This is a genomic window from Desulfatibacillum aliphaticivorans DSM 15576 (genome assembly GCF_000429905.1).
Classification (GTDB): domain Bacteria; phylum Desulfobacterota; class Desulfobacteria; order Desulfobacterales; family Desulfatibacillaceae; genus Desulfatibacillum; species Desulfatibacillum aliphaticivorans.
This window is the reverse complement of sequence record NZ_AUCT01000011.1, coordinates 74,841-95,354: the sequence shown is the minus strand read 5'-3', so window position 1 is coordinate 95,354 and position 20,514 is coordinate 74,841. Positions and strand designations below refer to the sequence as shown.

Annotated in this window: 16 protein-coding genes; 1 reads left to right on the top strand and 15 read right to left on the bottom strand. The window is 54.4% G+C overall.

Annotated features, from left to right (window positions below; all coding sequences use genetic code 11):
* Positions 1-151 precede the first annotated feature (151 nt).
* From G491_RS0112385 to G491_RS0112360, 6 genes are all read right to left on the bottom strand, one after another.
* Positions 152-1,246 carry an SGNH/GDSL hydrolase family protein gene (locus G491_RS0112385; protein WP_028314829.1) on the bottom strand — a complete coding sequence of 365 codons (1,095 nt, stop codon included), beginning with the start codon at positions 1,244-1,246 and terminating at the stop codon, positions 152-154.
* 49 nt (positions 1,247-1,295) lie between these two features.
* Positions 1,296-2,108, bottom strand: a complete 813-nt coding sequence (locus tag G491_RS0112380) for an energy-coupling factor ABC transporter ATP-binding protein (protein WP_028314828.1) — start codon at positions 2,106-2,108, stop codon at positions 1,296-1,298.
* A 58-nt stretch (positions 2,109-2,166) separates the two neighbouring features.
* Entirely contained in the window at positions 2,167-2,919 is a 753-nt protein-coding gene (gene cbiQ, locus G491_RS0112375) for a cobalt ECF transporter T component CbiQ (RefSeq protein WP_028314827.1), read from the bottom strand.
* Complete coding sequence (locus G491_RS0112370) at positions 2,916-3,551, bottom strand: hypothetical protein (protein WP_051327214.1); 636 nt, start codon at positions 3,549-3,551, stop codon at positions 2,916-2,918. The genes cbiQ and G491_RS0112370 overlap by 4 nt, the downstream gene beginning before the upstream one ends.
* Positions 3,552-3,565: 14 nt before the next feature.
* The gene (gene cbiM / locus G491_RS0112365; RefSeq protein WP_012611128.1) at positions 3,566-4,168 is read right to left on the bottom strand and encodes a cobalt transporter CbiM; all 603 of its coding nucleotides are present in this window, start codon (positions 4,166-4,168) and stop codon (positions 3,566-3,568) included.
* Between the two features lie 81 nt (positions 4,169-4,249).
* On the bottom strand, positions 4,250-5,014 hold the full coding sequence (locus tag G491_RS0112360; RefSeq protein WP_028314825.1) for a DUF4198 domain-containing protein: 765 nt from the start codon (positions 5,012-5,014) through the stop codon (positions 4,250-4,252).
* Between the two features lie 45 nt (positions 5,015-5,059).
* Here G491_RS0112360 and G491_RS35455 point away from each other — a divergent pair, with 45 nt between their 5' ends.
* Complete coding sequence (locus tag G491_RS35455; RefSeq protein WP_157468242.1) at positions 5,060-5,302, top strand: hypothetical protein; 243 nt, start codon at positions 5,060-5,062, stop codon at positions 5,300-5,302.
* A gap of 483 nt (positions 5,303-5,785) precedes the next feature.
* On the opposite strand, the gene G491_RS30605 is transcribed toward G491_RS35455, so the two are convergent.
* The 9 genes from G491_RS30605 to G491_RS0112310 all read right to left on the bottom strand — a co-directional run bounded on the left by G491_RS30605 (position 5,786) and on the right by G491_RS0112310 (position 20,405).
* Positions 5,786-6,196 carry a YkgJ family cysteine cluster protein gene (locus tag G491_RS30605; RefSeq protein ID WP_035218744.1) on the bottom strand — a complete coding sequence of 137 codons (411 nt, stop codon included), beginning with the start codon at positions 6,194-6,196 and terminating at the stop codon, positions 5,786-5,788.
* 29 nt (positions 6,197-6,225) lie between these two features.
* Complete coding sequence (gene recR / locus G491_RS0112350) at positions 6,226-6,825, bottom strand: recombination mediator RecR (RefSeq protein WP_012611125.1); 600 nt, start codon at positions 6,823-6,825, stop codon at positions 6,226-6,228.
* A 24-nt stretch (positions 6,826-6,849) separates the two neighbouring features.
* Entirely contained in the window at positions 6,850-7,164 is a 315-nt protein-coding gene (locus G491_RS0112345; protein ID WP_012611124.1) for a YbaB/EbfC family nucleoid-associated protein, read from the bottom strand.
* Between the two features lie 102 nt (positions 7,165-7,266).
* Entirely contained in the window at positions 7,267-9,411 is a 2,145-nt protein-coding gene (gene dnaX / locus G491_RS33845; protein WP_051327213.1) for a DNA polymerase III subunit gamma/tau, read from the bottom strand.
* A 925-nt stretch (positions 9,412-10,336) separates the two neighbouring features.
* A complete protein-coding gene (locus G491_RS0112335; RefSeq protein ID WP_028314824.1) occupies positions 10,337-11,977 on the bottom strand; it encodes a tetratricopeptide repeat protein in 1,641 nt (546 codons plus the stop codon).
* A 792-nt stretch (positions 11,978-12,769) separates the two neighbouring features.
* Positions 12,770-14,992 carry a tetratricopeptide repeat protein gene (locus G491_RS0112325; RefSeq protein ID WP_028314823.1) on the bottom strand — a complete coding sequence of 741 codons (2,223 nt, stop codon included), beginning with the start codon at positions 14,990-14,992 and terminating at the stop codon, positions 12,770-12,772.
* A 171-nt stretch (positions 14,993-15,163) separates the two neighbouring features.
* Positions 15,164-16,120 (bottom strand): metalloregulator ArsR/SmtB family transcription factor, encoded by a 957-nt coding sequence (locus tag G491_RS0112320; protein WP_028314822.1) that lies wholly within the window; start codon positions 16,118-16,120, stop codon positions 15,164-15,166.
* Between the two features lie 155 nt (positions 16,121-16,275).
* A complete protein-coding gene (locus G491_RS33840) occupies positions 16,276-19,605 on the bottom strand; it encodes a hybrid sensor histidine kinase/response regulator (RefSeq protein WP_051327212.1) in 3,330 nt (1,109 codons plus the stop codon).
* Positions 19,602-20,405, bottom strand: a complete 804-nt coding sequence (locus G491_RS0112310; protein ID WP_169829426.1) for a substrate-binding periplasmic protein — start codon at positions 20,403-20,405, stop codon at positions 19,602-19,604. Before G491_RS0112310 ends, G491_RS33840 begins: the two co-directional genes overlap by 4 nt.
* Positions 20,406-20,514: the final 109 nt, after the last annotated feature.

Below are 20,514 nucleotides of genomic sequence, written 5' to 3'. Positions count from 1 at the left end.
TGAATTTGATTTGTAGCGGCAGGCCCCCGTGCCTGCCTTGGCCGCGCAATGCGCGGACACATGGAGCCAGCAGGAGGGACGCGGCGGCATTGCTTCATTACTCCAATTTGCTTGAACTTGGTCTGGCGCCGCTGAGCTTTTCCTGTCAATGTTACTCTTTGGCGGTCGCCGGGCTGGACTGCAGCTTTCTTAATACTTCCTGCATCCATTTTGCGGTCACGGCGTGGCCGTATGGGCTGTAGTGGGCGCCCATGCTTTTATAGCGAAGCAGTTCCTTGGGCGCAGTCTTTGAGTCGATGAACATCCTGCGGGCTTCGCCCGGAGGCAATTGGCGGAAGTGGTTTGTAAAATCAAAGTAGTGATAGCCTGCCGCCTCAAGCTCCCTGTTCATGATGCTGAAAAAGGGAAGGTCGGCCTTCATCCCGCCCGCCGTCGGCAATCGCACTATAGCCATAGGCGCTCCTTTAGACTGGGCCATGGCCTGCATCTCCCGGAATACGGCCATGACCGTTACAAGCAGGTCCCTCTGGGTTCGATAGACGCCTTCCGCCTTTTCCCGCCGGATTAAAATTTCACGCGCCTTCCCCGCAGCCTGTACAAGCCCCAGGCCGGACCACCAGGCCGTCTTGCTCCAAAAACCCGGATACGGGTCGGGCGCAGGGGTGTTCATGGTGTGCAGGCGGCCGTCTTCCACCCGCATCCACGGCTTGGGATAAATATCGAACCGGTCCGCGTTCATGCGGCTGATGTCCGCGTCAATAAAGCAGACCACAAGCAGGTCATAGTCGAAATTGGACCATTCCTTGCGATGCCAGAGATGCATCTGGTCCAGGCCGTATCCCCCCTGGCCCATGTTCATGACTTCCAGGCTGGGCCAGGACTCTTCCAGTCTGGCGCAGAACGATTCGTCGTCCCCGACCCCGTAGCCCAGGGTGAAGGAGTCCCCCACGCAGACGACGCGGGTTTTTCCGTCCGGCGCCTTGCGGGCGAAGTCGCGCTTTGCGCGAAAGCCCTGGTTGTTGATGGTAAGGTCCTTGCCCGGCCCGTACATGTCGGGGATGACGATTCCGGGAATGTTGGACCATCCCAATATGGGGTCATGCCTGCAATGGATGTTTTCTGCGAACAAGGCCGGCCCCAGGGAAGCGGCGGCCACAAGCAGGATGCGGGCGCAAATCTCCAGCGCTCCTAAAACAAGCAGCCCCATTAACAGGTAATTGCGGATTGTACGGGATTGTTTTGCCATGACGCCCGCATTGTACCATGGCCTTTTCAGGCGTCAATAAAAAGTCCGGCTATTGGTCGTCTTCGTGGGTGTGCACATGCCCTTCGTGGGCGTGGTCGTGTCCGTCGTGGGGGTGCTCCTGAGCCGCGATCCCGTTGTGCCTGTGAGGCGTTTTTCCCAAGGGATGGATGTGGGTGTGGGTGTGCAGGGCCGAGGAATCGCCGTAATACATGATTTTGCCCTTTTGCATGCCGAAAAAATCCCGGGTGGTGCGGGCCAGAAAATCGTACTCGTGGGAGACGATTAAAAAGGATTTGTCCAGATTGTTCAGAATCTGAATGATGTGCTCGCGCGTGTCCATGTCCAGGCCGGTGGTGGGCTCGTCCAAAAGCAGCACCTCCGGGTCCATGGCCAGGACCGTGGCAATGGAGACCAGCTTTTTTTCGCCGCCGGAGAGCTTGTAGGATATGCGTTTTTCAAACCCCTTCAGGTCCAGGCTTTCCAGGGTTTGCAAGGCGATTTCCTTGGCCTCCTTGGGGGACTTGCCCAGGTTCAAGGGGCCGAAAGCCACGTCTTCCAGAACCGTGGGGGAAAACAACTGATCGTCCGCGTTTTGAAACACGAAACCCAGTTTGGGCCGCATTTTTTTGAAGTCCTTTTCCGACTCCATTTTCTCCCCAAGGATGCGGATGCTGCCGGCGGTGGGCGTCAATAGCCCCATGAGCAAATGGAGCAGGGTGGTTTTTCCGCTTCCGTTATGGCCGATGAGTCCCGCCTTTTGGCCGTAATGGAGATGAAACGAAAAATTCTCCAACACGGTCTTGCCGACCGGATAGCTGAAAGAAATGTCCTTGATTTCAAATATATGGGGATGTGATTCCATTACCGTGGCCCGTCAGGGTTAACCGGTTTGAGCCGGCGCGTTTCAACAGGCCATTGTCCTACAATGTCCATTGCCAGATTGCCAGAAAAAAAATAACCAAAACCAGAAAACCGCCCCAGGCCGCGTCCCGAAAGGTGAACTCCATTTCATCCAGGCAATAGAACTTGCCGGAAAAGCCCCGGCAGACCATGGCCTGATGCACGCGCTCGCCCCGTTCCGCCGCCCTGACCATGAGCATGCCCACAAGATAGGCGTATGTCCGGTAGGTGTGGAGGTTGGTTCCCGGAGAAAAACTCCTGATCCTGGCGGCGCGCACCAGTTGGTTCAATTCCGCTTCCAGCACAAAGATGTACCTATAGGTCAAAAGCAGCAGGGCCGTGAGCTTGACCGGCATTTTCAACCGGTTCATGGCGTGGCCCAAAGTCGCCACGGGCATGGTGGAGAAAAATACGATGGACCACAGAACAATGGCGTTGGATTTCAGCGTGATGATCGCGCAGAGCCGGACTCCCTCCTTGGCCGCAGCCAACGGCCCCAGGTGAAACCACGGCGTTCCATTATACGTGAACGGCAGGACCACCCATAAAAACAGCACCAGCCCGTTCACCAAAGCCAGACGCTTTAACACGGCCAGGGGCTGAAGCCGAGCCGCCAGGGTCATGAGGGCCGCCAGACCCAAGGCGGCGCCCAATACGTCGAACCGGTCCGCCAGGGCCGCAACCACCGCGAACAAGGTCCCTACAATCACTCGTACCCGCGGGTCAAGGCGATGCACGGGGGATTCGCCGAATGCAAAGGTTTCCGCTATCAAGCCTTTTCCAGCTCCTTGATCTTCCGGCGATAATGGAAATACGCCGCTACGCCCGCCAGCCCAAGAATATAGCCGATTCCCCCAAAGACGTCCGAGGCCTGGGGTTCGGTTTCCCTTTCCTGCGCTTCCACCAGCAAACGGGTGATGGGCTTGAGCTTCTTGTCCAAAGCCTTTTCCACGATAGCCTGGATTTCCTTCGAACTGGCGCCCGGCGCCGCCTGAGCGGGAGAGACGGCGGCCGTCCGCACAGCCGGCTGGGCGGCGTCCTCTTGGACGGGCTCCTCATTGGCAGCGGCGACAGGTTCGTCTCCCATGGCTTCCAGGATTTCGTCCTTTGAAACCGTCCAGGTCGCCGCATGACCCATGGTGGCGTCCAGTTCGATCACCAGGGCGGTTTTTTGCGGAATTTTAAAGGAAAACTCGCCCGCGTCGTTGGTAATGCCTTCCAGAAGCAGGTTTTTATCCTCGTCATAGACAAGGACTTTGCCGTTTTTCACCATTTTTCCGCCGGAGAATTTGCTTTCAGTAAAGACCGTATCGCCTTCCACCCAGGCGAAAATATTTACCTTATGAGCGTATGCCATGCCCGTCAGCATGAGGAAAATTCCCAGGCCTGCAAACAGTTTTTTCATGATAGCGCCTTCCGTTATTGGGCGCCGGGAAGCATGCCCGGCTGTACTTTTCGTAAGAATTCAATGCAGATAACCGAAAACACGCCCTCCGTAATCATAATCACGATGTGGGCGCCTAAAACCGCTGCGGCGACTTCGAAGAAGTTTTCCTCCGTCAAAAACAGCGCCAAAGCCACCAGCACGCCGGATAAAAGCACGGAGAAAAAACCGCATGCGAAGGCTCCGGCCATACCCATGGGGCCGCCTTTAGCTACGATCTTGCCGAAAACCAGGTAGCAAAATACAGCGGGCGCCGCCATGACGACCGTGTTGACGCCCAGAGTGGTGATTCCGCCGAACTGGAACAGCACGGCCTGCAGCATGAGAGCCACCGCGATGACGGGAAAGGCCGCCCACCCCAGCAGCAGGCCCAGGATGCCGTTTAAAATCAGGTGCGCGCTGGATACGCCGATGGGAACGTGCACCAGGGAGGCCACAAAAAAACCCGCTGACAAAACCGCCGCCCGGGGGATTTTTTCAAAATCCAGCTTTTTCAATCCGTATGCGGTTCCGGCTATGGCGACGGCCGCTCCGGCCGCCAAAACCGGGCCGGACAAAACTCCTTCGGAAATATGCATGATTCCTCTTTTAAATAGTTAGACCCAGGAAGGTTGTTTACCTTCCCGGGTCTTTCAAATCAATGCAAAAGTCTTGTTTGATTAAAAATCTTCAAACTTCACCCAGATGACGGCGCCCAGTTCCACATCCTTATCCTGGCCTTCAAACTTCAGTTGATAGTCCGCGGTGTTGAGCGCTGCAAATCCCCACCAGCCGGCGAAAGGAGCGGCGTAGGTGAACACGCCGTTGCCGTCAGCCTTGATGGTCTGGGTGACCATATAGTCCGTGGGAGCTTCCTTTTTGCCGTCCTTGTTGTAGTATTCCACTTCCACTTCCGCGTAAGGCACGGCCTTGCCGTCCAGTTTCACGACGCCTTGGAACACGTTGCCCTTGTATTGGGCGAAAGGCTTGGCCAAAGGCACGATTTCCGTCTTGAGGCCCAGTTCATCGTCCCAGCCTTCGTCATCGCCGAAAGCAGCCACAACGGTCTTGGTGTAATGGATGATAAAGCAGTCTTCGGCAGGCTCCCAGTAGGGAACAGGCTCCATAACGAAAGCGTAGGCGCCGGGCCGCTTGATCTGGTATTCGGCTTTCCATGCGGGTTGGTCCATAACCTTGGAGGCTTTCAGGCTTTTGGCCAGGTCCGTGGTTTTGCCTTCATGAGCCACGGTGAACGACTTGGGGGCGACCAGTTCCATGCCGATCAGTTCCATGGGATGGGAGAAGGACAGATCCAGGGTGATGGTGCGGTTGTCATCTTCCATGACCATGTTGTCGGACGGAATCACCATGCCGTAATGGGCGTAGGTGGAACCGCAAAACAAACAGACCAGGGCCAATGCGCTCAGCAAGCAAATTTTCTTCATGTTCTCGCTCCTTAAAAAGTAAGTGGTTTGGTTAAGTATACTGCTATGAAAATAAAGCAAACGCCGTATAAACAAAAAAAAGCCAACCCCTTTTTGCAAAAAGGATTGGCCTTCATGACCGTTATTTATGTATGTGTCGCTGCCGCCCCCGATGTTTCGGGGGGGTGGAAAGACTTCTGTCTTGCCGATTATGTTGGGAATACACCAAAACTTCCCAAAAAAGTCAACCTAAAATATTCACCGCCGAACCGCCCAATTAGAAATCAGCAGCCTCCGGCGGCGGACTGAAAAACAGGAGCCTCCGGCGGCCCGCTTTTGAAAAAGCGGGGCAAAACCTTTTAAATGGCGCTTCGCGCAAAATCAGGGGAGAATAGGGCAGTCATTCCCAAGGGCTCCTCCACCGGTCATTCCAGAGCGTTTTTTGTTGGGAGTCCAGCGTCGCAGTTTTTGGGTAGCCCTGGCAAGGCGGTTTTTTGCCAGGGTTGCGAAGCAACATGGTTTTCGACCTTCTATGTGTTGGGATTCCTGTTAAGCTGAACGGACGGAAGGTATTATCATAATCAATCAAACCAGGGCGTGGATAATCATTATCCGCCGCCGGGCAATCCCGGTTTCAACAAGCCTCAGCGGCCGCCCTTATTGGCCTTGCGGCCCCCGGCATTGCATGCCGCGGCTGGCCTCGGAGATTTTGTCTCTGCAGGACCAATGGGCTCCCTGGGAGGTTCGGTTTGGCCGGGAGATATTCCAGCGAACGCCCTAAAACCGGGGGCATCACCCTTCGTCTTGAATCTCGCCGTTCAGGAGGGCCTGGATGACGGCTTTGACGTGTTCGATGGGCACGTCGGTCTTGCAGCCGGGGCAGCAGGAGGCCATGCGCTCCCAGTTTTTTTCGTCCCTAAGGACGGCTTCCAGGAATGGCCATTTGCGGCACATTTTGGGTTTGACCGGGTGGATGGAGCATTTGTCCGTAAAGAAGATGCATTTGCCGTCTTCTCCTTGAGCCAGGACCGGCTTTCCTCCGGAGAGTTGGCAGTATTCCGCCCTGACCGTCTCAGGCGATTTGCCGATGAACTCGGCGATGGCCTGGATGTCCGTTTCCGTTACGTATGTGCCGCCGTAGCCTTGGCAGCATTTGCCGCACATGGTGCATTCAAAAATGTCTGAAGATTTGAGTTCTTTCAATTCCGATCCAAAATAATATTCCACCCGGCTTATAGGCAGTGCCGGGAGTCCAAGGCCCTTTTAAGCGTCAGAGCGTCTGTGTATTTCAGGTCGCCCCCGATGGGAACGCCCGAGGCTATGCGAGTGATTTTTACGCCCGAGCCCTCGAGGACCTGGCGCAAATAATTGGCTGTGGATTCCCCCTCCACGCTGGTGCCTGTGGCCACAACCACTTCCTTGATTTTTTCCTTTTTCAATCTCTCCACAAGCTCGCGGATGCGCAGGTTGTCCGGCCCCACGCCGTTCATGGGCGACAAACACCCCTGCAAGACGTGATACCGCCCCTTGAACGCCCCGGATTTTTCCAGGGCCACCATGTCCGTGCCTTGCTCCACCACGCAGACCACATCCTGATCCCGGGTCGCGTCCCGGCAGATGTGGCACGGATCCGAGTCGGCCAGGCCGTAGCAGACCGAGCACAGCCGGACCGTTTCCTTGGCTTCGGATATGGACTCAGCCAAAGCCTGGGCGTCCTTGACCGATCCTCTTAAAATATGGAGGGCCAGGCGTTCGGCGGTTTTCTCTCCGATTCCAGGCAGCTTGGAAAGCTGTTTGATCAGATTGACCAGGCTGGGAGGGTAAAAGGACATGAAAGGAAAAACCTCATAAAAAAATTAGAACAGGCCGGGAATGTTCATGCCGCCCGTGAGCTTGCCCATTTCGCCTTGCACCATGTCCTGGCTTTTGTTCAGGCCTTCGTTAACGGCCGCCAAAACCATGTCCTGGAGCATTTCCACGTCTTCAGGGTCAACCACTTCCTTCTCGATCTCAATGGACAGAACCTGCTGCTTGCCGTTCACAACCACCTTGACCATGCCGCCGCCCGCGGAGGCTTCCACGGTCTTGTCCCCCAGTTCCTCCTGGAGTTTGGCCATCTGGTTCTGGAGCTTTTGAGCCTGCTTCATGATGTTGCCCATTCCCTTTTTCATGCATTCCTCCTTGTGCAAATAATGCTGGCGCCAAGCAAAGCCCGGCGCCCCGTTTACTGCGTATTATTTTGGCTCCCGGTTTTTTGGAACCAGGTTCCTATATTATTCCATTTGACGAATTTCTACAACCTTGCCGCCGAAAATCCGCACCGCTTCCTCCACCAGGGGGTGGTTCAACGCCTCCTGCTCCAGTTCCCGGCGCTTTTCCGCCTGGTTCATGACCGGGGCGGTCCGGTTTTCCTCGCTGGGCTCTTCGATGACGAATTGCACCTTGCGGCCGAAGAGGCTTTTGCATACGCCCGTGAGAATCGTCTGATTTTCCGGGGTGTTCAACTGATCCCGCGAAAAAGGCGCGCCGTCGGTTTCCAGGACGAAGCGGCCTTTTTCATATTCCTTTAAACGGCATTTTTCAAGGGTGAGGCCCAGCATAATGCTTTTTTCCTGCACATCCTTGGAAAAAGCCTCCCACGGATCTCCTTCAAACGGCGGCGGCTCCGGCTCGTCCTCTTCAGGCTCCGGGGCCGGTGCAGCCGGTTCTTCAGGCGTTGCAGCCTCCTGGACGACGTCCGGTTGAACCTCCCGGGTTTCATATTGGGGAGGACCGTAGTCCGGCTCCATGTCCGGGATAATGGGCTCGGAGTCGGCCGCAGCGTATGTGGGATCCGGCTCAGGATAATAAGGCGACTCGTCGTCCGACTGATAAGCATCCGAGTCGGCAGCCTGCTCGGGAATGGATTCCTCTTCAGGCTCCGGCGGGGCGCTCTCCACAGGAGCTTGCGGTTCGGGTTCCGGCGCCGCCTGGGGCTCCTCCTCCGGCGGTTCGGGCTCGGGTTCCGGTTCCGGTGTAACTTCCTTTTCAGGCTCCGCCGGCGGCTCCGGTTCGGGTTCGGGCTCCGGCTCAGGTGCAAGTGCTTCCTGCGGCTCCGGTTCGGTCTGAGGGTCAGACGCGGCGACAGGAGTGGATTCCTCGTGTTGAGGCGCCGCTTCCGCTGCGGAAGCCGTTGTCTCTTCCGGCGCAGGAGGCGCGCTTCCACCGCCGGACTCCGGCAGGGCGGGCGCCGGGCCGGATGCCGGGCCGATATTTATAATCTGGTCTTTGGACGCCGGCTGAGAGGCCAGAACCTCCAAGGCGGCGACTAAAGAGTCTATGGCGACGGCCGGGGTGATTTCGCAAATGCGGATCAGAGCCACTTCCAGGGCGAGCCTGGGCTGGGGCGACAGCCTGACCGCGGCCTCTTCTTTAAAAAGCAGGCTCAGGACCTGATTCACAAAAGCAGGAGACGCATTGGCGACCTGCTCCTGCATGGCCTGGATCTCGCCGGGAGGAATGTCCAGGAGCAGGCCGGGATCCCGGACCGTTTTCACCACGGTGAGATTCCGCAGGTGGTCCAACAGGTCGGCCATGACCTGCTTCAGGTCGTATCCCCTGGCGTAAAGTTGGTCCACGGCGGTGAGGCAGGCCGGGACGTCCCGGTCTAAAAGAGCCTGGGCCAGGGCGAACAAGGACTTGCGTCCGGCCACGCCCAAAATGTCCAGAACCTTTTCAAAGGACGCTTCGCCCGTGGAATAAGCCATGACCTGATCCAAAAGGCTCAACGCATCGCGCATGCAGCCGCCGGAGCGCCGGGCTACGGCCCACAAGCTTTGCTCCTCGATGGTGAAGTTTTCCAGCCCCGCCAGTTTGGCCAGATGCCCCACAATGTCGTCCAGGCTGATACGCTTGAAATCGTAGCGCTGGCACCTGGAAAGGATGGTCACCGGAATCTTATGGCTTTCCGTGGTGGCCAGGATGAACATCACGTGGGGCGGCGGCTCCTCCAGGGTTTTCAAGAGCGCGTTGAAGGCGGCCTGGGAGAGCATGTGCACTTCGTCGATGATGTACACCTTGTAGTTGCCCAAAGCCGGGGCGTACTGCACGTTTTCCCGAAGCTCCCGGACCTGCTCCACGCTGTTGTTGGACGCCCCGTCGATTTCAAACACGTCCACCGCGTTGCTGGCTGCGATTTCCTTGCACGAAGCGCAAACGCCGCAGGGCTCGGGCGTGGGGCCGTTCACGCAATTCATGGCCTTGGCCAGAATGCGCGCCACCGTGGTCTTGCCCGTGCCGCGAGGGCCGGAAAGGCACAGGGCGTGGGCCACCCGTTCCTGATTAATGGCGTTTTTCAGGGTTTCGGTAACATGAGGCTGGGCCACCACCTCGTCAAAGGTCTGGGGCCTGTATTTTCGAGCAAGTACAAGATAGGACATGGATTACCTGTAGGACCGCTATCCTGGATGAGTTCGGGAAAAAATAGCTGACTCTGGTTTCATAAACAATTTAAGGCTGGCTATCAAGACTTAGTGGAAAAAATCCGTCCGATTTGCCAAGAATCTTAATTGCTCTTATTCAAAAGTAAAATAAAATCAATTTTTTGTAAAAAATCTGCCGCAGTCCCCACGCCCATCTTTGGGTGGCCCAGGAAGCGTGGTTTGCTGCCTGGGTTGCTTAGCAACACAAGGTGCGACCTGCAAAGATGATAGAAATCGTAAACGTCAGGCGGGCGAAAAACCCGGTTCGAAACCGTTTTATCGTAGTTGCGAGGTCTCCTCGCAGTAGTCGCCGGGTCTCTCAGCCTGTTGTTGCGCGGTCCCCGCGCCCGTAGCCTCAGGGCTTGCCCTGCTCTTTATCCTGTCATTCCTGCCAACGCAGGAATCCAGAGTCCCTGTTTTTCATGAATTCGGGTTGCATCCGTTCTCCCGGCGTTTTTATAAAGGACGCTGGGTTCCCGTTTCCGGAATTTTGTCATGATGATTGCAAACCGCCGTAATCATCCCGCCAAAATTCCTCCACGGGAATGACGGCTGAGGAGATGCGCCTTCCTAAAGCCGCAATTCGGCGGGAAGCGCAGGGGGCAGGGCTTGCCCTGCTTTTGGAGGGTGGCCCAGGCAGCGCAGTTTGCTGCCTGGGTTGCTTTAGCAACACAAGGTGCGACCAACAAAGGCGTTAGAAATCGTAAATGTCAGGCGGGCGAAAAACCCGGTTCGAAACCGTTTTATCGTAGTTGCGAGGTCTCCTCGCAGTAGTCGCCGGGTCTCCCAGCCTGTCGTTGCGCGGTTCCCGCGCCCGTAGCCTCAGGGCTTGCCCTGTCGGCAGTTGCGAGGTCTCCTCGCTATGTGCTCCAAACGGAGTCGTTTACTCCCTGGCCTTTTCCCGCCAGAACGCTTCCCTGCCGGAAATATAAGGATGGGACTCGGACAACTCCGCCTCCTCCCTAAGGGATTTCGCCTTTTCATAATACTTGCGGGCCTCTTCCTCCCTGCCGAGGGACTGGCAGCAAAAGGCGACGGACTCCATAGCCGCAATGGTTTCAGGATGGCTTTTGCCGTAATACTGTTCATAGGCGTTCATGGCTTGAATCATAAGGGGCAGGGCGGATGCAAAATCTCCCTTGTCCACATAGGCGCCTCCCAGCCAGTGCTGGGCCTGCACGGCAAAGATGCTGTTCAGACCAAAATGGCTTTCCTGGAAGTCCAATAACTTCAGGTACGAATCGATGGCCTTATCCAACTCGCCTCGGGAATACAATAGCCGGGACTGGCGCTCCATGGCTTTGGCGTACATATCCGCACTGACCTGGGGATTTTTCTCGCAAATGGCGAAAAGCTCATCCACGACTTCTTGAGCATTGTCGTAGTCCGGCGTTTCAATGTACAGGTTGGCCAGGCTAAGGAGAGCGTTGCATTCTTTCAAGCTGCCCTGGCCGAAAACACGACGGTATATCTCCCGGCTTTGCTGATGGAATTTTTCCGATTCGCCGTATTTGCCCAACCATTGTTTTATCAAGCCCATGGTGCACATTTGGTCCGCCGCAGCAACTTCCAGGAGCCCGAGGTCTTTAGTCTCATTAGGTAATGTTTTTGCCAAAAAATTTTCCGCAGTCAGCAGGGCTTCCTCCTGGCGCGTCATCAGGGCGTATTGGCAATAGTTTGCTCCCCATTCAAATTTTTCAGACCTTAACAAAGGAAGGCCTTTTTTAAAATTTTTTCTGGCCTGCTCATACTCTCCCAAATTGTTTTGGGCGTTGGCAATGCCCGTCAAGGCCCGTCCGTAGATGAGGCTATCCGTCCGGCCCGCATCTTCTTCGATTGCTATCGCCTCGCCATAATACGTTTTGGATGCAACATAGTCGGACGCCAAAGAAGAGGCGGACCCCAAAGAACAATACGTCCCGGAAATTTCTTCATGCTCAGGCCCCAGAACGTCAACCTGCAAGGACAGAGCCTCTTTATAATAATCCCGGGCTTTTTGGGGACGGTTATAAACGATCATTATGCCGCCTAATAATGAAAGGTCTTCTATGACTTTCTTAGAATGGGATCCCAGTCGATTTTTATTTACGGCAATGGCGTTGAGATAGCATTGCTCCGCTTTGTCAATGTTGTTCCATTCCACAAATAATGAAGCTGAAAAGTCCCAGCACCGGGCGATTCTTTTGTCATCCGGTCCAAAGGCCTTTGTTAAAATTTCAATCGCCTTATCCCGCCTTTGCTCCACTTCATCCATTCGGCCCCGTGCCATGGACACTCCGGCGCAGGCAAGATAGGCATATGCCATGTCCTCGGATTCCGGTCCTTGTTCCTTTGCGATTTTTTCCAGCGATTTTTGGCACTCTGGCTCCTGTTCCGCCAGTTCTTCCAGGGAGGTTTTTTCCTCTTCTTTCGCTGCTTGATTACTCGCAGAGGCTGCACAGGAAGCCAACACGCAAATCAAGATAAACGTACAAGCCAAGCCAAGAACCTTGTCAAATCGCGATCCAATACCATGGGTCGTCATGGCGTTTCTCCTAATATCCAGTGCATCGAGGATAAAAAAAACTAAACAAAACGGATTATTGTTGGATGAATGGCATAATATTACCGTGATTCCATTGGATTATCAAGGGGATTTTGTTGATTATACCAGGCGGTGGGTTAGGGGGCGCCGCCTCAATGCCTGATTCGATACATAGGGAGCAGGACTTGCTTTACTATTGCCTGTCATTCCTGCCAACGCAGGAATCCAGGGGCATCCGTCTTCCCGGCGTTTTTTGAAAAGGCTGGGTTCTCGTTTTCAAAATTTTTTCAGGATGATTGCAAACCGCCGTAATCATCCCGCCAAAATTCCTCCACGGGAATGACGGCCAACGGGGCGCCGCTTTCAAGCCAAGGCCGGGGGGGGAACGATGCAGACTCCGCGCCTGCTCTGCGTGTGCAACCTTTACATGCCCAACTTCTCGTTCCCATGCTTTGCGTGGGAATGCATACGAAAGTATCTGAAATCAAACCTGTTTCAAGGATTGGGTAGGCCTTTCGACGCAAGAAACGCTCAACTTGAATAAACGCCATTCGCTCGCCGGTCGTTCCCGATTTCCTATTTCTCCCAGGCCGCACCTTTTGTCCTTACGGACCCAGGCAAAAAACAGCCTTGCCTGGGCCACACTCTTTAGAAATTGCTCCGGCTCGCGGCGGACAACCGGTCTTTGCATCTTCCCTGGCCAAAATCAGGCGCCGCTTGCTGCGTCGGCCGTAATTGCGCGGTCCCCCCGCCTTTAGCCGTGAGGTCTCCTCGCCGCATTTGCGGGATTGTTTACTCCCTGGCCCAATTCCTCCAAAATTTGCCTAAACCCGAGGTGAAGACGGGCGTGCTGGAGGGATCAATCTCTCCTTGAATGGCGGCTGCTTTGTCAAAGTAGCTTTGGGCCTGCTCGTCCTCGCCCATGGCCTTGTAGCAAATGGCCATGTTTTTGTAGATTACTCCGGTTTCGGGGTGGTCCGGGCCAAAGGCGCCTTCCATCACGGATTGGGCTTTTTCAAAACTGACTACGGCGTTTTCATAGTCGCCTGTTGCGGCTTGGATAATGCCCAGGCTGTTGTATGCGTCCCCTATATTATAGTGACCGGAGGAAAGGGCGATTTCATAAATGGCGACCGCCTTTTCCTGGCGATCCTTAGCTTCCTGCAGGCGTCCTGTCGCAAAATAAATATCCGCCAGCAGCGCCTGGGCGTCGCCAATTTTTTCACGGTATTCACCCAAGTTGTACTCTAAAATTTGCAGCGCCTGTAGGGCCTTTTCCTCCGCCGGTTCGTACTCCCCCAATTCCATGTGTCCGATAGCGACGATTAGGAGGGTGTCTCCGAAGTTGGGGGATTTCCCTCTTAGTTTGTCCTTTTCAATGTCCACCACCTTTTCCAGCATGGCCATGGCTTTGTCCGCATCGCCGTCCGCCATGATCAGGAGCGCCAAACGGGTTGTCAAAAAGCACGAAAAAATGCTTTTCCGTCCAAATTCCCGGGAGCAAATCTCCAGGGCGTCCTCAAGGATCGGCCTGGCCTCCCCGTATTTGCCTTCACTCATATATTGCCAAGCCACTCCAATTTGGGTCAGGGCCGTCAACGCTTCGACTTCTCCATACAAAGACTTCAAAACCTCCAGCGACTTTTTATAGGAATTGACGGCTTCAGAGTGTTTTGCCTGCCGGAACTCCAAATTCGCCTTTTGGAGAAGTGTTTCACCTTGCAGCCGAAGCCCAATTTTTGAATTTTGACTGAGGATGGCGGACGCCCGCTCCAATAGCTCTTCCGCCTGGTCAGGCTTGTTGACGGCTATGTGCAGTCTGGCCAATTCCAGCATGGCGGTGCATGCATGGATGTTATTTTCCCCCAAATGCCTTGCGTAGATACGAACGCTTTCCGTCAGGTTTTTTTCCGCTTCTTTGAATTCGCCCAGCCGGACCTGTATGACGCCCAGTTTGTATAGATTGGCCGCATAAAACCGGTTGTTTTTGCTTGGGAGCAGGTCTAACGCGGCAATATACCCTTTTTGGTATATTTCAGCCCGCGCCAAAACCTTGGGAGAGATGTTAAATAAGGCGCAATTCACATATGCGGCTTTATAGGCGGGGGATTCCTTATCCAGTTTGGTCAGGGCGAAGACGGAATGATACCTTGCCGATTCGTTTTCCCCCGTGTTTAAGTATACAACCGCCAACCCCGCATAAGCCTTTGCTACAATCTGATTTAACCCGATATATTTCGGAAATTCTATTTTATAGGCCGTCTCAAAACATTTTTTCGCACTGCCGTAATCCGCCAAATGGAGGTATGACTCCCCCAAGGCGCAAAGGGCTCGTGCAACATCGCGGTCTCTGGGACCGAGTATTTTTATTCGCGCCTTCACAACCTTTTGATAATACTCTTCCGCCTCTTCAAACCCGCCGAACAGGACGAGAGCGTCCCCCAATGTTAAAACGTCTTCCACATAGGCGGCCTCGATAGTTTCATTCCGGCTTTCCGACAGAGCGCAGACTTTTTTATAGCACTCCATCATGTTTTCAAAATCGGCGGCGGCCTCGTAGTTCTTTCCTGCTATATGCCAGTAATGCGCCATGTCCGGATTGTCCGGCCCCAGGAGCTTTTCAAATACGGCCAAAAACCGGTTCTGCCGGGCTTCCATTTCATCCCAGTTGCGCATTTCAGCGCACACGGCGCTGCCGGCTATGAGCATGTAGCCCATTCCAGGAGATTCCGGCCCCTGATCCGCGGCTATCTCCGCCAGCCGTTTTTGGCAAATGCTTTCATACCCTTCCAGGTTCCGGTCCGGATTCTCTTTCCAGGTTGCAATAAAGGGGTATTCTCCTTTAAAGCCTTCCTGCATCAAAAAAGGGCCATAGTCGTATTGGAGGGGGGGCGCCTTGGCGCCCGAACGGCCGAAATTCGTCCCGCTGGCGCAGGCGAAAAAAAACGACGCCATCAAGGCAATAGTGATCGGAAATAGAACTTGCTTGAACACCCTGGAACGAGACATGGACATAAGGCTTTCCCCATTTTCCCTGAACAATAAATCAGATCCGAGTTTGATTTTTCAAATCTTAAATAATGCTATATCAATACCGCGATTAATCTGATTTTTCAAGGAGGAGTTGCAGAAACAACAGGGGGAATATGGCGTCAGCCTCACGTCCTGAGGTCAAACAACATTTGTTTACCGCGTCTTGGGCGGCCGATTGTACCCCTTGTCTCCGTACGGCTGGAGCTTTTCCAGCCACAGGTCCAACAGGATCTCCACCTCTTTGGCGTAGTCGAAATTGGCGTCCTTGCTTTGCTCTATGGACTCCAGAATTTCAAAGGTGAAGGCCTCGGCCCCGAGTTCCTTGTAGTCCTTCAGCAATTCTTCGTTCCGATGGGAGCCCAGCTTCAACTCCGACTGATGGCGCCTGACCAGGGCCTCCACGTTCAGGCTCCCGGCCAGAAAAACCTTGCCGTTGACCGTGTTGGTTATTTTGCATATTCCGGGCGCCCTGAACGCCTCCATGTACTCTCTTTTCAGCGCTTTGCGTTTGTCCATTTTCTTTTTCCTTTTCCTAATTCCAGGGGAGGCCGCTTCCCGACTATCAGGCAGCCAATAAACCCCATCCTCCCGTTCTAAAATTCCGTTATCCGCCATTTCCCGGCGGACCGTGCAATGATCCTCATAGGCGTTTTGGATCAGGGCGTTGATCTCCGGCTCGCTGTATGTGACTCCCGGCTTAAACCGTTTCGCCAGTTCCTCCAGCACAACCAGCCTTTTTTTATATTGGGCGGGCAGCCTTTTCAGGCGGCCTCCTTCGAAAAAGGCCGCGATGATTTTTTTCCGGTAATCCTGTAAGCGCCGATCCTGCACCCCCGCCTCCGGGTTGCGAAAGCCGACCAAATGCCGGAGGCTCAGGTCAAAAACCTCCTCCCGCACGAAATAGACCACGTAATACTGCTCCTTTTCCTTGCCGGCCAATCCGGCGGCCTCCAGCTTCTTTAAATGATGGGAGGTGGTGGACACGGCCAAATCCAGCCTTTGGGCCAGCTCCTCCACGTATTGGGGCCTTTCAAGCAGGGCGTTGACGATTTTCAGCCGGGAGGGGTCGGCCAGCGCTTTCAGGATGTTGATGCTTTGCTGCAAGTCCATGTGTTTCGCCCCTTATTTTGATTCGATATATATCGAAATAAAGTATAAAGACGGATGGGAGGGATGTCAATCTGTTTTTATGGATATCGAATTAAGAATTTTCCCGAACAAGGATGGTCGGCGCCGCGATGGGATCCGGCAAGCCGGTTTTTTGATCAGACCTTGGCTTCGTCCAGAGCTCGGCGCACCATTTGAGCCACCTCCCTTTTGATGGCCGGTTTCATGATCAGGCCTTTCACGCCCAGCACATCCAGCCGATCCGGGGAGATTTTTTCACTATAGCCGGTGCAGATGATGATTGGGATGTCCGGTCTAATTTCCAGAATGGCCAGAGCCAGTTGATCTCCGGTCATGTGGGGCATATTCATGTCCGTCATGACCAGGTCAAAGGCCTGGGGATTCTGTTGAAAGGTTTGCAGCGCCTCCCTGCTGCCTATCCGTGTGGTTACCCGATACCCCAAACGTGTCAGGGTTGTCTCCTGGATTTTCGCCACAGGGGCCTCGTCATCCACCAGCATGATCCTTTCGGTTCCAAAGGGGCAGGGCTCCTGCTCCGGCTGTTCTATGACTTTTTCAGCGTCTTTGTGCAGGGGCAGGCTGACGGTGATGGCGGCGCCTTTGCCCGGTTGGCTGTCTATTCTGACGCCTCCCTTGTGCTCTTTTACGATCCCATGGATGACCGCCAAGCCCAGGCCGGTCCCCTTGCCTTTTTCCTTGGTGGTGAAGTAGGGGTCGAAGATTTTATCCCGGATCGCCGGATCGATTCCGCATCCATTGTCTGCAACGGTAAGCTCTGCATAAAATCCGGGCAACAGGTCCTGCTCTTTCAGGTCATCGCCGAACAGCGGCTTTTCTTTCAAGCTGACCTTGATGATTCCTCCCGATTCTTCCACGGCATGGTAGGCGTTGGTGATCAGGTTCATGGCAATCTGGTGAATCTGAGTGGGGTCTGCCTTGACCAGTCCGCAATCCGGCTGGATGTCCTGCAGGATTTCAATGTTGGACGGGATGGAGGAGCGGCTTAATTTGAGGGCCTCTTTGATCACTTTTTGCAAGCGTATGGGAATCATCTCGTGCTCGGACTGCCTGCTGAAAGCGAGGATTTGCCGGACAAGGTCGCTCCCCCGTTTTCCTGCCTTGTGGATCTCCAGGATGCTGTCCCGGTCCTGGCTGTCAGGCGTCATATCTTCCAGCATCATCTCTGAAATGCCGACGATGGGAGTGAGAATATTGTTGAAATCATGGGCTATCCCTCCAGCAAGAGTGCCGATGGACTCCATTTTTTGGGCCTGCATCAGGCGGGTTTCCAGCCTGTTGCGTTCAGCCTGGGCCTGTTTGCGGTCCGTGATGTCCAGAATGGTGCCGACCAGACCCGCGGTTTCTCCTGTCCGGTCTTTGAACACAGCCCGATAAAAAACAATATCGCGCAGTTCATCCAAGGCTGTGGCGATTTGCATTTCGAGGATTTGTATGCCCCCGTCCCGAAAAAGCTCGATATCCTTTTGATGCAAAAGCTCCGCCGCATCAGGCGGATAGAGATCAAAAACGGTCTTGCCGGCAAGTTGCTCAATATCTTGCCCGAAAAAATCCAAATAGGCTTTGTTAAAACCCAGAAAAAAACCTTCCTTGTTTTTGTAGCAGACAGGAACCGGGATGGCGTCGAGCAGTATATTCAGAAAGGACTCGCTTTCGCGCAGAGCATCTTCCGATTTTTTCAGTTCGGTCAGGTCAAAGCCCGAGGCGATGACGCACGACTGGTCCTGAATCCTTACCACATCTCCAAACCATAGAACGGGAACCCTCTTCCCGCTGCGGGTTATGATGTCCACGGGAAGGTTATGGGCGTAACCCTTTTGCTTTAACTCCTTGATAACCAAATCCCTGTCCATGTTCTGCCAGAGTGCCAGGTCTTCAGCCTTTTGGCCGATCAGGTCCTCCCTTTCCATTTCCAGCATGTCCAGGAACAACTGGTTTGCATCCAAAAACCTCCCTTCCTCCAGAGTGGAGATGGACTTGATGACCGGGCTGGAGTGGAACGCCTTGTAGAATTTTTCTTCGCTTTCCCGGATGGAATCCTGGGTTCGCTTGAGTTCGGTGATGTCCCTGCCGTTAACGGCGACGCCTGTGATCTTCCCTTGCTCCCTATGGGGCGTGTAGGTGATGTCCATGAACCTGCGGCCCCCGCCGGCAAACTCAAACCATTCCTGGTACCGTGCGTTTTCGCCCCGCAGGCATCGATCGATTTGAGGCTTTACAATGCTTTCAAAAACCTCCTCGCCCACGTTCTCGGCCACTGTGCGGCCCACAAGCTCTTCCCTGGTTTTTTGAGTCAGCGTTAAGTACGAATCGTTTACAATCACATATCTGTAGCCGCGATCCACCAGCGAGATGAAATCCGTTGTGGCGGACACGATGTTTTTGTGCGCCAGCAGGTTTTCCTGGAGTTGTTTTTTTTCGCTGATATCGGAGTAGGCCACAACCACGCCATAGTTCTCAAGAGGTAAGGGCGTCGCCGTCACATTGAGCCACACCACGTTCCCTTTTTCCCGCAGGATTCCTAATTCCTGGTTTTTCACCAGCCGTTTTTCCCGTAATGCAATGACTGATGCAAATTCTTCGGGGGGCATGTCGGTTTTGTCAGGCCGGATGATGCGCCAGTTTTCTCCGTCCAGGGAGCGTTGTTCGTGCTCATGTTTGGGCACCCCCAGGAGTTGTTCCGCCTGTTGGTTGGTTTCCATGATTCGCCCTTCAGAATCGGAAACCGTAATGCCCAAAGGAAAGGAGTTGAATAGCGTCCGGTATTTTTCCAGGCTTTCCTGAAGCCTTTTTTCGCTTTCCCTGATGGCGGCCTCCCTCCGGGCCAGTTTGCCGGAAAGATGCTTGACGGAATTGGCGATTTCCTTCATTTCCAGGCCCTTGCCGGGGGAAAAATCCCTGGAATAGGCGCCGTCCGCAATATCCTCAATGCCCTGGAGCAGATCTCCCATGGGATCGGACAGAAGGGTTCGCACCACCAGAAAGACCTGCAAGATGGAAAACAACAAAACCGGCAGCAGGATGGTGAGCGCGGTCATCAAGGTGCGCTTCCATATGGGCCCGGAATCAAAAGGCGCAAAGGCCACTTCCACCGCGCCGATCACCTCGTTCTTCATGACCACATTACGCCTGAGCACTTGGGTTCCCTGCGCCTGCTCCTTTCCTGAGGATAGATGGAATTGCCCTGATGCATCCCATATTTTCAATGCCTTTATATAAGACATTTGAAAAGCGGCTGCGGCCATGTAATCAAGGGCGGGCTCGTTGTAGGTCCATAGATCAATCGCAATTTTTCCGGCGATGAAGTCCGCCTGCCGGGCCATATTCTCCTCATACGCCTGCTTGTCGGTCTGAACCAGATAGTAGGAGAACAGTCCTCCCGTAAGTAATCCCAGAATCACAATGATGGCGCACAGCCTGACCGCAATGATCCTACTGATGGATTTCAAAAGTCATTCTCCTTGGGGGGCGGGGTTGCCATGGATTCAAGCTCCTGGAGCAGCTTGTTCAAGGTTCCGTCAGCTTCCATGGCATGGAGCGCTGCTTCCAAAACAGGCGCCAGGTCTTTATGGCGTTTGTGCAGGTAGGGGTATAGCGGGGACTCGGAAACCACAAACTGCGGCTCTATTGCCTGTAAATACGGATGCTTTTGCTGGAGGCCCTTCAACAGCGCTTTGTTGACGATTCCCGGGCCTCCCAGGTAGGCCTGAATCCGGCCGCCGCCGAGCATGAAAAACGCCTGCTCCGGCATTGACAAGGCGATTTTGTTTGCGTTGGGAAGGGGCTGCAACAACTCCGCCGCCTTTTTACTGCCCTCCAGATATCCGACCATCCAGCCTTTTTGCACCGCGGCCTCCAGAAGCGATTCCAGGCTGTCGATTCCGGCCAATTCCGATGTTTCGGCGAAGATGATATGCTGCACCCTGTAGTGGCAGGCCTTAATTTGAATGAGGTTGGGATGCCCGGCCCTTTCCAGGCCTGCTATTCGGGCCGCAAGTCCGTCATACACGCCGGCATTGGCATCCAGGAGGCATCGTTTTTTGGGCAACTCCACAATCCTGTATGCCGCCCCGGTCCGGTTTTCCAGTTCCTGAAAAACCATTTTAAGATAGCTGGTGAGGACGGCTTCTCCCTCTGGCGTGGCAATTGTCAGGATTTCTACGCCGGGGCCCTCCGCCCCTAAGGCCGCACCCGGAATGATCCAGCCTGTCAGAAGAAAAAAAACAAGCAATAAGCGGCATGGATTCATTTTGGCTCGTTTCATCCCCGATAAGGCCCGGCAGTACAAGGGCCCGGATCCGTAGAAATCGAAAGGCATTGCATCACCCTGTGAAGTTTTCCGAAAGAGGGGTCTGAAC

What these genes read in the sequence shown, in the direction of transcription:
- G491_RS0112335 (WP_028314824.1), bottom strand. Translation starts at nt 11,977, where the DNA reads ATGACGACCCATGGTATTGGATCGCGATTTGACAAGGTTCTTGGCTTG.
- G491_RS0112370 (WP_051327214.1), bottom strand. Translation starts at nt 3,551, where the DNA reads ATGAAAAAACTGTTTGCAGGCCTGGGAATTTTCCTCATGCTGACGGGC.
- cbiM (WP_012611128.1), bottom strand. Translation starts at nt 4,168, where the DNA reads ATGCATATTTCCGAAGGAGTTTTGTCCGGCCCGGTTTTGGCGGCCGGA.
- G491_RS0112310 (WP_169829426.1), bottom strand. Translation starts at nt 20,405, where the DNA reads ATGAATCCATGCCGCTTATTGCTTGTTTTTTTTCTTCTGACAGGCTGG.
- dnaX (WP_051327213.1), bottom strand. Translation starts at nt 9,411, where the DNA reads ATGTCCTATCTTGTACTTGCTCGAAAATACAGGCCCCAGACCTTTGAC.
- G491_RS0112320 (WP_028314822.1), bottom strand. Translation starts at nt 16,120, where the DNA reads ATGGACTTGCAGCAAAGCATCAACATCCTGAAAGCGCTGGCCGACCCC.
- recR (WP_012611125.1), bottom strand. Translation starts at nt 6,825, where the DNA reads ATGTCCTTTTACCCTCCCAGCCTGGTCAATCTGATCAAACAGCTTTCC.
- G491_RS0112325 (WP_028314823.1), bottom strand. Translation starts at nt 14,992, where the DNA reads ATGTCCATGTCTCGTTCCAGGGTGTTCAAGCAAGTTCTATTTCCGATC.
- G491_RS0112345 (WP_012611124.1), bottom strand. Translation starts at nt 7,164, where the DNA reads ATGAAAAAGGGAATGGGCAACATCATGAAGCAGGCTCAAAAGCTCCAG.
- G491_RS35455 (WP_157468242.1), top strand. Translation starts at nt 5,060, where the DNA reads ATGAAAATAAAGCAAACGCCGTATAAACAAAAAAAAGCCAACCCCTTT.
- G491_RS0112360 (WP_028314825.1), bottom strand. Translation starts at nt 5,014, where the DNA reads ATGAAGAAAATTTGCTTGCTGAGCGCATTGGCCCTGGTCTGTTTGTTT.
- G491_RS0112380 (WP_028314828.1), bottom strand. Translation starts at nt 2,108, where the DNA reads ATGGAATCACATCCCCATATATTTGAAATCAAGGACATTTCTTTCAGC.
- G491_RS0112385 (WP_028314829.1), bottom strand. Translation starts at nt 1,246, where the DNA reads ATGGCAAAACAATCCCGTACAATCCGCAATTACCTGTTAATGGGGCTG.